The organism is Sphingobium lactosutens DS20, assembly GCF_000445105.1.
In the GTDB taxonomy this organism is placed as follows: domain Bacteria; phylum Pseudomonadota; class Alphaproteobacteria; order Sphingomonadales; family Sphingomonadaceae; genus Sphingobium; species Sphingobium lactosutens.
Map to the genome: position 1 here is coordinate 286,337 of NZ_ATDP01000107.1, position 12,965 is coordinate 299,301.

A 12,965-nucleotide genomic window follows, 5' to 3' on the forward strand; every position below is an offset into this window, starting at 1 on the left:
ATGCCGGTCGGGACCCCCGCACAGGCCGGGGCCTGACAGGGATTGCGACATGAGCGAAGCGGCACCGCGTATGCAGTTCGGCGACATTGCGCGGGTCGTCGATGCGCTGGTGGCGGCGGACGGCACGGCCGCCCACGCCTATGTCATCCGCGCGCGCACGGGCCTTGCGAGCGAGGGACTGCTCACGCTCCCCGATTTGGCCGATGCGGCGTCCTATATGTGTCTGCTGCACGGCCGCCATCCCGGCGTCATCGATCATGCCGCGACCCGCTCGGCAGAAAATGCAGCGCGCCAATGGCTGATCGAGGCGGCCGACGCCTTCGCCGCCGAACGCGCCTATCTCGCCCAGGTCACGGTCGCCGCCGGCCCCGCCCCCAGCACGGCGGGACAGGCCGATTGCGAAGCGGCGGTCAGCCAGCAACGCCATGCGCTCGACACGCTGGCCCAGTCCGACCGGCGCGGCTGCGCCATGGGTGCGGCGATCGCCCTGGTGCTCGACTGGCGCGGCATGCGGCAGATGCTCGACATGGCGGCCATCCGCGCCGGCATCGAGCCGCACGCCTGCACCCTGCCGGACCGCGCCGCAACGCTGGATGTCGCGCGCGCGATCGGCGGCGATGACATTATCGACCGGGCGATCCAGTTCGGCGCGCGGCAGTTGCTCGCCCAGCATCGCGGTCTGTGGGACTTGCTCGCCGCCCGCGCAGCTTTGCGCGGCCGCCCCGACTGACCGCCGCTTTCGCGATTGCGTCCCACCGCCGCTTTCCCTAGTCCGGTTGCAGGCAGCAACCGGAGCGGACCGATTTCATGCGCTTTGAAGGCACCCAGGATTATGTCGCGACCGATGACCTGAAGGTCGCGGTCAATGCCGCGGTGCTGCTGCGCCGCCCGCTGCTGGTGAAGGGGGAGCCGGGCACGGGCAAGACGGTGCTGGCGCAGGAAATCGCGCAGGCGCTCGACGCGCCGCTGATCGAATGGAACGTCAAATCGACGACCAAGGCGCATCAGGGCCTGTACGAATATGACGCCGTCGCCCGCTTGCGCGACGGGCAACTGGGCGACCCGCGCGTCCACGATATTTCCAACTACATCCGCAAGGGCAAGCTGTGGGAGGCATTCACCTCGCCCCGCCTGCCGGTGCTGCTGATCGACGAGATCGACAAGGCCGATATCGAATTTCCCAACGACCTGTTGCAGGAACTCGATCGCATGGCCTTCCATGTCTACGAAACCGGCGAGACGATCGCGGCGGCGGAGCGCCCCGTCGTGGTCATCACATCGAACAATGAAAAGGAACTGCCCGACGCCTTCCTTCGCCGCTGCTTCTTCCACTATATCAAATTTCCCGACCGCGAGACGATGGAGAAGATCGTCGAGGTGCATTTCCCCGGCATCCAGAAAATCCTGGTCAGCCGCGCGATGGAAATATTCTACGAGATCCGCGACGTGCCGGGCCTCAAGAAGAAACCCAGCACCAGCGAATTGCTCGACTGGCTGAAACTGCTGCTGGCCGAAGACATGCCGCTCGACGTGCTGCAAAACAGCGATCCGACCAAGGCGATCCCGCCGCTGCACGGGGCGCTGCTCAAAAATGAGCAGGACATCATGATGTTCGAGCGCCTTGCCTTCATGGCGCGCCGTCAGGGACGCTGAGCCATGGTCCATCATGCCGGATGCCTGTGCGGGCAGGTGCGCATCACCATCGATGCCGAACCAACGGGCGCGCGCCATTGCTGGTGCCGGCTGTGCCAATATCTGAGCGCGGGCGGCGGCACGGTGAACCTCGCCTTCCCCAGCGACGCGGTGCAGGTGGATGGCGACATATGCTGGCACGACAGCGTCGCCGACAGCGGCAATGCGATGCAGCGCGGTTTCTGCCCCCGTTGCGGGACGCCCCTGCTCAGCCGGGCCGAAGCGCGCCCTGCGGTCATGATTGTCCGGGCGGGCGCGCTCGACAATCCGTCGCTGCTGGCCCCGCAAATGGAAATCTGGACCAGCGCAGCGCCCGATTGGGCCTGCCATGATCCCGGCATCCCGCACCACCCTGAACAAAATCCGCAATAGGGCTTGCGCCCGCCGGGCAACCCTGTAGCCTCCCTGTCATAGTTCAAGGCCGCGCCAAGACGGTCTGGTTCTGGAGAGGGATGCCCATGCCCGCACGCGCCTTAATATTCCTGCCCATCGCCCTTGGTCTGGCGACGCCCGCACTCGCGCAGGCGGCGCAGGACATGGAGGCATGGACCCCGACGGCCACCGCCCTGCGCGCCAATGCCGCGGGCATCAGCCTGCCGCAGACCGTCGGCGGCCTGTCCCTCACCAAAAGCGGGGAAGCGTCCAATGGCGGGCGCGCGGTCGACAATTATGCGCAATATCTCTCGCAGGACGGCGCGGTCCAGGCGACCTTCTACGTCTATATGCCGACCTATGCCGATGCATCGCTCGCCGCCTATATGACGGACAAGGCGATCATGGAGCGGTTTGGCGCGAAGACGCGCCGAACCTCCTATGACAGCGCGGCGGTCGACGGACTGGCGGGCCGGGCCATTCGCGCGGTCTATGACGATGCCGCCGATGGCGCGCTGACCACGGCGGCGGGCTTCGTCCATGCCGGGCGCTGGATCGTCAAGATCCGCGTCACCGGGCCTACCGAACGGCGCCGGGATGTGCTGGCGGGCCTGGATGCGATGCTGGCGGGCTTGCAGGTCGAGGACAAGGCGTCGCTGCACAGGACCGCCCCGGCGCAATTCGCCGCCTGCCCGGTGGCGGATGCCGGCGAGGCCACATTGACCCGCGCAAAGGAGAGCACGCTCGCCCCAGCGCAGGATATCCGCATTCCCCGCGACGGGAAGGACCAGCTCTGCCTGCGCGGCGCGGTCGAAACCGCCGAGGGCCGCTACGATATCCTCCAGCAGGCCGGGCGCAGCGACGGCGCGATCATCGTGCCGGTCGACGATAGCGGCACCCTGCTCGCCTTCGATCCCGCCGCGCCGGACAAGGGCTATCGGCTGTCGATCCATATGGTGGGCCAGACCGACCTCTATGGCACCTATGACCGGGTGCCGAGCGCGCGCCAGATCGCCGCCATCCTCGATGGGAAGGACCCCCAGACCGCGCAGGCGCAGGCGATCGTCGCCTATGCCGCAACCGGCGAAGCGACGATGCAGCTGGGCGGCGCAGCCCGGCGCTGAGAGCGCATATTCCAGCGCTGCGTTTCGTGCCCTAAGCGGACCGCATGAGGCCCATCCCCGGCGCAACCCGATTCGCGCGCATCCGCGCCCGGCTGGAGGCCATTCGCCTGCCCCCCGGCCCGCGCGCCTGGGCGTTCGAATTTCTGCTCTTCGGTTTCAAACAGGGTTGGGCCTGTCTGTTCGGCGGGTTGATGCTCGCATTGCTGCTGGCGACGCATTTTTTCTATCCCGCCCACGCCGCTCTGCACCGCTATGATTTCCTGACGCTGGCGGCGCTTGCCATTCAGGCTGCCATGCTGGCCTTTCGCCTGGAAAGCTGGGCGGAGGCCAAGGTCATCTTCGCCTTCCACGTCATTGGCACGGTCATGGAATTGTTCAAGACGCAAGCCGGCTCCTGGATCTATCCCGAAGCCAGCCTGCTCCACATCGGCGCGGTGCCGCTCTTCTCCGGCTTCATGTATGCCGCCGTCGGCAGCTATATTGCACGGGTCTGGCGCATCTTCGATTTTCGCTTCACCCGCTACCCGCCGGTCTGGACGACGGTGGCGCTGGCCGGCGCGATCTACGTCAATTTCTTCGCCCATCATTGGTTGCCCGATATCCGGCTGATCCTGTTCGCCGCGGCCATCGCGTTGTTCGGCCGCAGCTGGATTGTCTTCACCCCCTGGCGCACGCCGCGCTCCATGCCGCTGCTGCTCGGCTTTTTCCTGGTCGCCCTTTTCATCTGGCTTGCCGAAAATATCGGCACCTTCGCCAATGCGTGGACCTATCCCGATCAGCGGGACGGCTGGCACATCGTCAGCGTCGCCAAATTGGGCAGCTGGTGTCTGCTCATGATCATCAGCTTCGTGCTGGTGTCGCTGATCCACGGCGTCCGCGCAAGCAACAATCAGATCAGATAGCCGACCTCATAAAGCCCCCAGCGCCGGCCGCCAAAGACCAGCGGCACGAATACGCTGCGCAGCGCTCGATACCGCCCCTCGCCCAGGTCCTGCCGGTAGGTGCACACGAAGAAATCATCGGCCCCGTCGAGCGCGCGCCGGGTCTGCGCATCCATGAATATCTGCCGGTTGCGGGCATGTTCCATATTCCATAGCCCCTCGCCCGGCCGCTGCGGCTGGCTGCGCGCGCTGATATGCGTGGGCAGATAGCCGTTCATGTCGATCAGGCAGCAGCCCACGACCGCGTCATCCTGCGCGCTGTGGCGGTCGAGCAGCGGACGCAGCGACGCGTCGGCAAAGGCGGTGAAGCCGGTCAGATATTGCGCGGGATCGGAGCCTTCGATGCGCCGATAATCGGTGTCGAACAAGGCCTCCAGGCTCAGCGTCCCGCGATCCAGCGCGCTGCCGATCGCCAGGCGCACCGCATCAGCCCCCTGCTGCGCCAGCGCGATATAGCGACTGTTGCGCGTCGCCTGCCCGCCATGCGCAGCCGTATTGAGCATGGCGTTGGCCATCTGCTCCAGCGCCTCCAGTTGCGTGCGTGCCGCCCCCACCCGCGCCGTGCTTTCGCGAGCGGAAAGGCTGAATTCGCCCAGTCCCTGCGTCAGCGCATCGACTTCGCGGCTGGCGGCATCGGTGCAATCGACGATGGTGCCGGACCGTTCGCCAAATTGCGTAACCAGCGACGCCATGTCCGCCAGGCGCAGCCGCAACTGGTCGATATGGGCGCCGGCACCCCGTCCGCGCAGGATATTATCCTCCACCCCCTGGATCAGCGTGCGCGCATCCTGGTCCAGCTGGTCCAGCTTGACGGCCACGGATGCCGAGGACTCGCCCGCCTGTTCGGCCAGCCGGCGAATTTCGTCGGCAACCACGGCAAAGCCCTGTGTCGCCTCGCCCCCGCGCGCGGCTTCGATGGCGGCATTCACGCCCAGCAGCCGCGTCTGCCGCGCGATGGCGCTCAACTGGCCCGACACGTCGCCCACCGCCTCGATAACCGCCAGAAACCGGCGCAACTGACCTTCCATCCCCGTGACATGATCGACCAGCGCCGTCACTTCATTCAGGGACAGGCCGATGACGTCATGCCCGTCGGCAACGATCTGCCGCGCGCGCCGGGCGGTCTGGCTGAGCTCCTGCGCCGCCGCGACGCTTTCTCCCTGGCTTTTCGCCAGGCGAGTCATGTTCGCCTGCAACCGGTCAAGGCGCGCGCTGTCCGCCTGGATGCGATGATCCACCTCGCCCAGGAAACCCGCCGTCTCGCTGCACTGCAATGCTATGTCGCCTGATCTTTCCCCCAGATCAGCCAACAACCCCCTGTTTTCCAATGCTACCCCGCTTATTTGCCCGCAACATGAATAGTGCCGGATTAACCATGCACTGCAACACTTAATATTCTGTCGGCGTGTTGGGTCGTTGGGCTTGCATCGTTATCGACACTGACGGACAAGGCGTGTCATGTTGCTCAACTTCCTCGACGCGCTGCGCACCGCCGGCATACCGGCCAGCATCAAGGAACATCTACTGCTGCTCGAAGCGCTGGATCGCGACGTCATCGCCCGCCGACCGGAGGATTTTTACTATCTCGCCCGCGCCACCTATGTGAAGGACGAAGCGCTGCTCGATCGCTTCGATCAGGTCTTCGCGCGGATATTCAAGGGGATCATGAGCGACGATGGCGTCGACGCCGACATTCCCGAGGAATGGCTGCGCCTCGTCGCCGAAAAATTCCTCAGCCCCGAAGAGATGGAGAAGATCAAACCCCTGGGCGACTGGGACGAGATCATGAAGACGCTCAAGGAGCGGCTGGAGGAGCAGAAGGACCGGCACCAGGGCGGCAACAAATGGATCGGCACGGGCGGGACCTCCCCCTTTGGCCATGGCGGCTATAATCCGGAAGGGGTGCGGATCGGCGGGCAGAGCCGGCACAAGCGCGCGATCAAGGTGTGGGAAAAGCGCGAATTCGCCAATCTCGACAACCAAAAGGAACTGGGCACCCGCAACATCAAGGTGGCGTTGCGCCGCCTGCGCCGTTTTGCGCGCGAAGGCGCGGCCGAGGAACTGGACCTGGACGCGACCATCCGCGGCACCGCCCGGCAGGGTTGGCTCGACATTCGCATGCGGCCCGAACGGCATAATGCGGTCAAGCTGCTGCTGTTCCTGGACGTGGGCGGATCGATGGACCCGTTCATTACGCTCTGCGAGGAACTGTTTTCCGCCGCGACCGGCGAGTTCAAGAATATGGAATTCTTCTATTTCCACAATTGCCTGTATGAAGGCGTGTGGAAGGACAATCGCCGCCGCTTTTCGGAGCGGACGCCGACCTGGGACATCCTGCATAAATATGGTCATGACTATAAGGTCATCTTCGTCGGCGACGCGGCGATGAGCCCCTATGAGATCAGCCATCCGGGCGGGTCGGTCGAACATATGAACGAGGAAGCGGGCGCCGTCTGGCTGCAACGGGTGACGCATACCTATCCGGCGACGGTGTGGCTCAACCCCACGCCGGAGGCGCACTGGACCTACAGCCAGTCGACCCGGATGATCCGCGACCTGCTTCAGGACCGCATGTTCCCGCTGACGCTGAGCGGCATCGACGCGGCGATACGCGAACTGACGCGCAAGCGGTAGACGCGCGCAATGAAGTGGCGGACGGTAGAATATAGCGCGTGGACAAATTCAGACTGTCCGGAAACTACCATTTGTAGCCATAAAACCAGATTTCGGCTTCGCGGATTGCGGACATTCCTGTCAGGTGCATAATGCCAATATGACTTCTGCGCGTTCAAATTTGATAGCTATGCTTGAACGGGTTGCTGACGGCGGCGACGTTACTGCGCAGGAACTCGATAAAGTGATACCCGATCCGCTAGTCCTTGATGAGCGGGAAAAGACAGCATGGGAGGAACTTAGTCACTGGGCCGATGACGACGACATCCGCGCCAAGGATATCAAATATGCCGCATCCAAGCGCGAATGGATGCGAGGACATCTATCGACATTGCGAGATATTGACTGGCATCCACAGCCACCATCAATTCATCAGCGGATCAAGGTAGGCTTTTGGCTTGCTGTGTTTCTGTTTAGTGGAGCAAGCTATCAACTCCGCTGGGGTATTTTCGGCGGATATGACAAACAGGTGACTGTTGCGCTGTTGTTTGCCGGGCTTTGGATAATGCTGCCCATGCTCGGTTCACTCAAACGCCACTGACGCTCGCTGAGCGGTCATGTCAGCAAATTATCCCACGCTGCCCCATAACCGACTGTCCGCTCCCCACCCTGCTTCGTCATTCCCGCGAACGCGGGAACCCATCTTTCGACTATAGGCCATGTGCCGTGCTGAAAAGATGGATTCCCGCCTTCGCGGGGATGACGATATGAAACATACCGTCCGCAATCCACCCATCCCGGTCATCCCGCATTGCCAGCGGATTTGTCCACACGCCTTAGTGCATCAGGCGGTCCAGCGTCCCGATGATATCCCGGATGCCGTCAGGCTTGGTGAGGACCGGCGTGTGCGGGTGCGTGCCGGTCACCGCATGGCGCGCCGCCCCGGAGCAAAAGACATAAGGGATGCCATAGGCATCCAGATCGTCGGCGAGCAGCCCGGCGTCACTGCCGCGCAAGGCCAGGTCCAGCACGGCGCCCGCCGGAAACCGCGTCGCCAGCGCCGCCATTCCGTCGGCCAGGGTCGCATAGGGCCCATCGACGGCATAGTCGGCCTCTTCCAGCATGTCCGCGATCCGAGCGGCGACACGGCTGTCATCTTCCACCAGCAATATGCGGGGCAATTCGGCCATGGCGGTCAGTCCAGCCCGAAATGCGCACGATAGCGAGTAAAGCACCGCGCGCCGCAGCGCAGGCGAATGAGCGCCCCTTCGGCCATGGCGGTGGCACGGCGCGGGTCCGCCGCCACCAGCGGCTTTATCGCTTCCTCGTTCCAGTCGGCGCTATGCTTGATGTCCAGCACCGCGTGCAGGTCGAAATAGCGCCGCTGGCTGGTCGACAGACCCAGCCGGCGCAAGGCGCGTGCCGTATGCGCCGACCGGCCCGGCGCCGTCAGCTCGATCACGCCCAGCGCGCCGATGCTGTGCCAGCTATAGCAACGCTGGGTCGCCATCGCCGTCATCGCATTGGCCAGCGCCAGGCTTTCCCACACGGTATGCTCGATGCAGGTGTCAAGGTCGAGCAGGTCGACCAGTTGCCCCAGCATCGGGCCATGCATGCCCTTGATATTGCCCCGGCCCATCTCATCCCAATAATTGCGCGCCAATTCCATCTTGGCCCGGTCCGGGATCTTGACCTGCGTCATCGCCACCAGATCATCGAAACCCGCTTCGCCCGCCGCCTCCTGCGACAGGAACCAGCGGATATGGTCCATCCGCGCGTCTTCGGCGAGCCAGGGGAACAGGCTGTCATGCTGTCCCGGCCCTGTCGCCTCAAGCCCTTCGAACCAGGCGATGAATCCGTCCACATCCGTTGGCGCCTGCGCGGCCTCGACGCGCACTTCCGCGCGCAATTCCTCGATGAAGGCATGTTCCAGCCGCGCCATGCGCTGATCTTCGTTGAAGCGATCGGCCGACCAGTCGTCGGGAAAGCCGGGCGAAAGCCGTCGTCGATTCCACCGGCTCAGTTGCTGTTGGAAGGAGTCCTGCAAAAATTGGGATTCATCGTCCTTGAGCTGGGTCGCCACGTTCAGACCTTTCCTATTCCGTTGCCCGACCAATCCCGAACACAGGCCCTCCGTTCCCATAAAAACGCCTAACCTATGTCAGCCAAGGCGGGCGCGGTTGACGATCAGCCGCCATTGGGCGACGCCGCCCCTCACATCGAACAGGGAGCCAACGCCATTCATCCGCTCGACACACCCATCTGGAACAGCCTGCATGGCGGCTGGGCATCCCTGGCGCAGGGCGATGCGCAGGCAATTCGGCTGGACCGCGATCATGGCCCCTTCGCGGCTACCGCCCATGGCTTGCCCACGGAAATGACCGCGCTTGCCCCTCTATTGCCACCGGGCGATGAACTCTGGCTGCTGGGCCGCGACGCGCTGGCGGCTCCTCCCCCCGGCATGCAGGTCGTTCGCACCGCTATGCTGGCGCAGATGGTGGCGGACCGCCCCGTGAAGATCGGCGGCAGTGGCCCGGACTGGCAGGAACTAGGCGAAGCGGACGCTCCCGACATGCTGGACCTGGCATTGCTGACGCGTCCCGGCCCGTTCCGCGCCCGCACCCATCGCCTTGGCCGCTTCATCGGCGTGCGCGAACAAGGCCGCCTGATCGCCATGGCGGGCGAGCGGATGCGGATGCCGGGCTTCGCCGAAATCAGCGGCGTGTGCACCCACCCCGATCATCGCGGCCAGGGCCTTGCCGGTCATCTGATGCGGCGAATCGCGGGGCACATGCAGGACCGGGGCGAAACGCCGTTCCTCCACGCCTATGCCAGCCACGACCGCACCATCGCCCTTTATCGCAGCCTGGGTTTTGCGGTGCGCGCCCAGTTGCCGATGGCGGTGCTGTCCAAAGCGTGACGGACAAAGAAAAAGGCCGGCGGATCGCTCCGCCGGCCTCTTCCTGTTTCGCGGGTCGGTGGACTTAGAAGTCCATGCCGCCCATGCCGCCCATGCCGCCCGGCATCGCGGGAGCAGCGGACTTGTCTTCCGGCAGCTCGGCGATGGTGGCTTCGGTGGTGATCAACAGACCAGCGACCGAGGCAGCGTTCTGGAGCGCGGTGCGCACGACCTTGGTCGGGTCGATGACGCCAGCGGCAACCAGATTTTCATACGTGTCGGTCGAGGCGTTGAAGCCGAACGAAGTGTCGCTCTGGTCGAGCAGCTTGCCCGAAACCACCGCGCCGTCATGGCCTGCATTGGCCGCGATCTGGCGAACCAGCGCCGTCAGCGACTTGCGGACGATGTCGATGCCGCGGGTCTGGTCGTCATTGGCGCCGGTCAGGCCGTCAATCGCCTTGGTCGCGTAGAGCAGAGCGGTGCCGCCGCCGGGGACGATGCCTTCTTCAACGGCCGCGCGGGTGGCGTGCAGCGCGTCGTCGACGCGGTCCTTACGCTCCTTGACTTCCACTTCGGTCGCGCCGCCGACCTTGATGACGGCCACGCCGCCGGCCAGCTTGGCAAGGCGTTCCTGCAGCTTTTCGCGGTCATAGTCCGACGTCGTGACTTCGATCTGCGCACGGATCTGCTCGGTGCGGCCCTTGATCGCTTCGGCATCGCCAGCACCGTCAACGATGGTGGTGTTGTCCTTGTCGATGGTGACGCGCTTGGCGGTGCCCAGCATGCCCAGCGTGACGTTTTCGAGCTTGATGCCCAGGTCTTCGCTGACGACTTCGCCCTTGGTCAGGACGGCGATGTCTTCCAGCATGGCCTTGCGGCGATCGCCGAAACCGGGCGCCTTGACGGCCGCGACCTTCAGGCCACCGCGCAGCTTGTTGACGACCAGGGTCGCGAGCGCTTCGCCTTCAATGTCTTCCGCGATGATCAGCAGCGGACGACCCGACTGCACGACCGATTCCAGGATCGGCAGGATCGACTGAAGGTTGCTGAGCTTCTTTTCGTGGATCAGGATGTAAGGGTCAGCCAGTTCGACCTGCATCTTTTCCGGGTTGGTGATGAAGTAGGGCGACAGGTAGCCGCGGTCGAACTGCATGCCTTCGACGACGTCCAGCTCGAATTCCAGGCCCTTGGCTTCCTCGACGGTGATGACGCCTTCCTTGCCGACCTTTTCCATCGCTTCGGCGATCTTCTGGCCGACTTCGACGTCGCCATTGGCCGAAATGATGCCAACCTGCGCGACTTCCGACGAACCCGAAACGGGCTTCGACCGCGCGCTGATGTCCTCGACGACCTTGCCGACGGCGAGGTCGATGCCGCGCTTCAGGTCCATCGGGTTCATGCCGGCGGCGACCGACTTCATGCCTTCGCGCACGATGGCCTGGGCCAGAACAGTCGCGGTGGTGGTGCCGTCACCGGCGATGTCGTTGGTCTTCGAAGCGACTTCGCGGACCATCTGGGCGCCCATATTCTCGAACTTGTCCTTCAGTTCGATTTCCTTGGCGACCGAAACACCGTCCTTGGTGATGCGGGGCGCGCCGAAGCTCTTGTCGATGACGACGTTGCGACCCTTGGGGCCAAGCGTCACCTTGACCGCGTCGGCCAGGATGTCGACGCCACGCAGGATGCGCTCACGCGCGTCACGCGAAAACTTTACGTCCTTCGCTGCCATGATCTTATACCTTTCGAATAAGTGGGATGTTTAGGAAAAGCGGAGTGCGATCAGGCGATGACGCCCAGAATGTCGCTTTCCTTCATGATGAGCAGGTCTTCGCCATCAACCTTGACTTCGGTGCCCGACCACTTGCCGAACAGGATGCGGTCGCCGGCCTTGACGTCCAGCGGCGTGACCTTGCCGTCGTCGGCCTTGGAGCCGGTGCCGACGGACACGATTTCGCCTTCCTGCGGCTTTTCCTTGGCGGTGTCGGGGATGATGATGCCACCAGCAGTCTTCTCTTCCGCTTCCACGCGGCGGACGAGAACACGGTCGTGCAACGGACGAAATGCCATGTTAAGTGCCTTTCCCTTGGCGATGGGAGGGGATAGCGGCGGTGGCGGACCATGAAGCCCGCTGACCCGTCGCGCCGGTCCGTCTCCCGATGATCTTTCCTGTGTTAGCACTCTTTGGTGTCGAGTGCTAGCGACGCGAATATGGCCTGCGCGGCCAGAGCGTCAAGAGGGTTCCCGCATCTTTTTCTCTAGGCCACGGAACATTTTTCATCGATGCTTCTGCGACAGGACGCCTCTCGCGCCGGCCGTGCGCCTTGCCGCCCCTCGCGCGGCTTCCTACCTGCGGTCCTGTCTTCCAGCGGCATGAGGAACATGCGATGAGCGATACTCCCTATACCCCGCCCAAGGTCTGGACCTGGGACAAGGCCAGCGGCGGTCAGTTCGCCAATATCAACCGGCCGATCGCCGGCCCCACCCATGACAAGGATCTGCCGGTCGGCAAGCACAAGCTGCAACTCTATTCCCTCGCGACGCCCAATGGGCAAAAGGCCGCGATCATGCTGGAGGAATTGCTGGAGGCCGGCGTCAGCGCGGCGGACTATGACGCCTGGCTCATCAAGATTGGCGATGGCGACCAGTTTTCCAGCGGCTTCGTCGCCGTCAACCCCAACAGCAAGATCCCGGCGCTGATGGATCATAGCGTGTCCCCGCCGCAGCGCGTCTTCGAATCCGGCGCGATCCTGCTCTATCTCGCCGAAAAATTCGGCAAATTCCTGCCCGCCGATCCCGCCGCGCGCACCGCCGCGCTCAGCTGGCTGTTCTGGCAGATGGGCGCCGGCCCGTTGCTGGGCGGCGGCTTTGGCCATTTCTACGCCTATGCGCCGGAAAAATACGAATATCCGATCAACCGCTACGCCATGGAGGTCAAGCGTCAGCTCGACGTGCTCGACCGGCATCTGGCGGACAATGACTATATGGCGGGCGACGACTACAGCATCGCCGATATCGCCATCTGGCCCTGGTATGGCGGGCTGGTGCTGGGCCGCGCCTATGACGCCGCGGAATTTCTGGACGTCGCCAGCTACAAGAATGTCGTGCGCTGGGCCAGACAGATCGACGAGCGCCCCGCCGTCAAGCGCGGCCGCATGGTGAACAAGGCGAACGGCCCGCTGGAAGAGCAATTGCACGAACGCCATGACGCCAGCGATTTCGCGACCAAAACGCAGGACAAGCTGCAAGGCGGCGGCTAGGCCCGCCCGCCCCTCTTGCCTTCCCGCCGCGCTGTTGGCATGACGGCGCGGCGGGGCTAGGCAACCT

At 64.1% G+C, this 12,965-nt stretch carries 14 protein-coding genes; 9 read left to right on the plus strand and 5 right to left on the minus strand.

Translation table 11 applies throughout. From position 1 onward, the window contains the following. The first annotated feature begins 49 nt into the window (after positions 1–49). The 5 genes from RLDS_RS51575 (at position 50) to RLDS_RS51595 (ending at position 4,090) form a co-directional block, all read left to right on the plus strand. Complete coding sequence (locus RLDS_RS51575) at positions 50–730, plus strand: DUF6975 family protein (protein WP_021228298.1); 681 nt, start codon at positions 50–52, stop codon at positions 728–730. Positions 731–807: 77 nt separating this feature from the next. Then, positions 808–1,653 (plus strand): AAA family ATPase, encoded by an 846-nt coding sequence (locus tag RLDS_RS51580; RefSeq protein ID WP_021228299.1) that lies wholly within the window; start codon positions 808–810, stop codon positions 1,651–1,653. A gap of 3 nt (positions 1,654–1,656) precedes the next feature. Then, complete coding sequence (locus RLDS_RS51585) at positions 1,657–2,064, plus strand: GFA family protein (protein ID WP_021228300.1); 408 nt, start codon at positions 1,657–1,659, stop codon at positions 2,062–2,064. An 86-nt stretch (positions 2,065–2,150) separates the two neighbouring features. Continuing rightward, positions 2,151–3,188, plus strand: coding sequence for a hypothetical protein (locus tag RLDS_RS51590; protein ID WP_031299047.1), 1,038 nt, complete (start codon positions 2,151–2,153; stop codon positions 3,186–3,188). A gap of 44 nt (positions 3,189–3,232) precedes the next feature. Next, positions 3,233–4,090 carry a DUF817 domain-containing protein gene (locus RLDS_RS51595; RefSeq protein ID WP_021228302.1) on the plus strand — a complete coding sequence of 286 codons (858 nt, stop codon included), beginning with the start codon at positions 3,233–3,235 and terminating at the stop codon, positions 4,088–4,090. Here RLDS_RS51595 and RLDS_RS51600 read toward each other — a convergent pair. Beyond that, positions 4,078–5,442 (minus strand): methyl-accepting chemotaxis protein, encoded by a 1,365-nt coding sequence (locus tag RLDS_RS51600; RefSeq protein WP_031299048.1) that lies wholly within the window; start codon positions 5,440–5,442, stop codon positions 4,078–4,080. The genes RLDS_RS51595 and RLDS_RS51600 overlap by 13 nt on opposite strands. Before the next feature lie 145 nt (positions 5,443–5,587). Here RLDS_RS51600 and RLDS_RS51605 point away from each other — a divergent pair, with 145 nt between their 5' ends. Beyond that, positions 5,588–6,763: a vWA domain-containing protein gene (locus RLDS_RS51605; RefSeq protein ID WP_021228304.1), complete on the plus strand. Its 1,176-nt coding sequence runs from the start codon at positions 5,588–5,590 to the stop codon at positions 6,761–6,763. Between the two features lie 139 nt (positions 6,764–6,902). Beyond that, positions 6,903–7,343, plus strand: coding sequence for a hypothetical protein (locus RLDS_RS51610; protein WP_152528138.1), 441 nt, complete (start codon positions 6,903–6,905; stop codon positions 7,341–7,343). Positions 7,344–7,578: 235 nt separating this feature from the next. Here the strand turns inward: RLDS_RS51610 and RLDS_RS51615 are convergent, their stop codons facing one another. After that, positions 7,579–7,932 (minus strand): response regulator, encoded by a 354-nt coding sequence (locus tag RLDS_RS51615; RefSeq protein ID WP_021228307.1) that lies wholly within the window; start codon positions 7,930–7,932, stop codon positions 7,579–7,581. Positions 7,933–7,937: 5 nt separating this feature from the next. Beyond that, entirely contained in the window at positions 7,938–8,825 is an 888-nt protein-coding gene (locus RLDS_RS51620) for an iron-containing redox enzyme family protein (RefSeq protein WP_021228308.1), read from the minus strand. Between the two features lie 156 nt (positions 8,826–8,981). Between RLDS_RS51620 and RLDS_RS51625 the strand changes: the two genes are divergently transcribed. Then, positions 8,982–9,662, plus strand: coding sequence for a GNAT family N-acetyltransferase (locus tag RLDS_RS51625; protein ID WP_031299049.1), 681 nt, complete (start codon positions 8,982–8,984; stop codon positions 9,660–9,662). A 64-nt stretch (positions 9,663–9,726) separates the two neighbouring features. Here the strand turns inward: RLDS_RS51625 and groL are convergent, their stop codons facing one another. Next, positions 9,727–11,370: a chaperonin GroEL gene (gene groL, locus RLDS_RS51630; protein WP_021228310.1), complete on the minus strand. Its 1,644-nt coding sequence runs from the start codon at positions 11,368–11,370 to the stop codon at positions 9,727–9,729. A gap of 50 nt (positions 11,371–11,420) precedes the next feature. After that, a complete protein-coding gene (groES, locus tag RLDS_RS51635; RefSeq protein WP_021228311.1) occupies positions 11,421–11,708 on the minus strand; it encodes a co-chaperone GroES in 288 nt (95 codons plus the stop codon). A 317-nt stretch (positions 11,709–12,025) separates the two neighbouring features. Between groES and yghU the strand changes: the two genes are divergently transcribed. After that, a complete protein-coding gene (gene yghU, locus RLDS_RS51640; RefSeq protein ID WP_021228312.1) occupies positions 12,026–12,898 on the plus strand; it encodes a glutathione-dependent disulfide-bond oxidoreductase in 873 nt (290 codons plus the stop codon). Positions 12,899–12,965: the final 67 nt, after the last annotated feature.

Coding starts and splice junctions, on each gene's coding strand:
- RLDS_RS51575 (WP_021228298.1), top strand. CDS start 50: ATGAGCGAAGCGGCACCGCGTATGCAGTTCGGCGACATTGCGCGGGTC.
- RLDS_RS51580 (WP_021228299.1), top strand. CDS start 808: ATGCGCTTTGAAGGCACCCAGGATTATGTCGCGACCGATGACCTGAAG.
- RLDS_RS51585 (WP_021228300.1), top strand. CDS start 1,657: ATGGTCCATCATGCCGGATGCCTGTGCGGGCAGGTGCGCATCACCATC.
- RLDS_RS51590 (WP_031299047.1), top strand. CDS start 2,151: ATGCCCGCACGCGCCTTAATATTCCTGCCCATCGCCCTTGGTCTGGCG.
- RLDS_RS51595 (WP_021228302.1), top strand. CDS start 3,233: ATGAGGCCCATCCCCGGCGCAACCCGATTCGCGCGCATCCGCGCCCGG.
- RLDS_RS51605 (WP_021228304.1), top strand. CDS start 5,588: ATGTTGCTCAACTTCCTCGACGCGCTGCGCACCGCCGGCATACCGGCC.
- RLDS_RS51610 (WP_152528138.1), top strand. CDS start 6,903: ATGACTTCTGCGCGTTCAAATTTGATAGCTATGCTTGAACGGGTTGCT.
- RLDS_RS51615 (WP_021228307.1), bottom strand. CDS start 7,932: ATGGCCGAATTGCCCCGCATATTGCTGGTGGAAGATGACAGCCGTGTC.
- groL (WP_021228310.1), bottom strand. CDS start 11,370: ATGGCAGCGAAGGACGTAAAGTTTTCGCGTGACGCGCGTGAGCGCATC.
- groES (WP_021228311.1), bottom strand. CDS start 11,708: ATGGCATTTCGTCCGTTGCACGACCGTGTTCTCGTCCGCCGCGTGGAA.
- yghU (WP_021228312.1), top strand. CDS start 12,026: ATGAGCGATACTCCCTATACCCCGCCCAAGGTCTGGACCTGGGACAAG.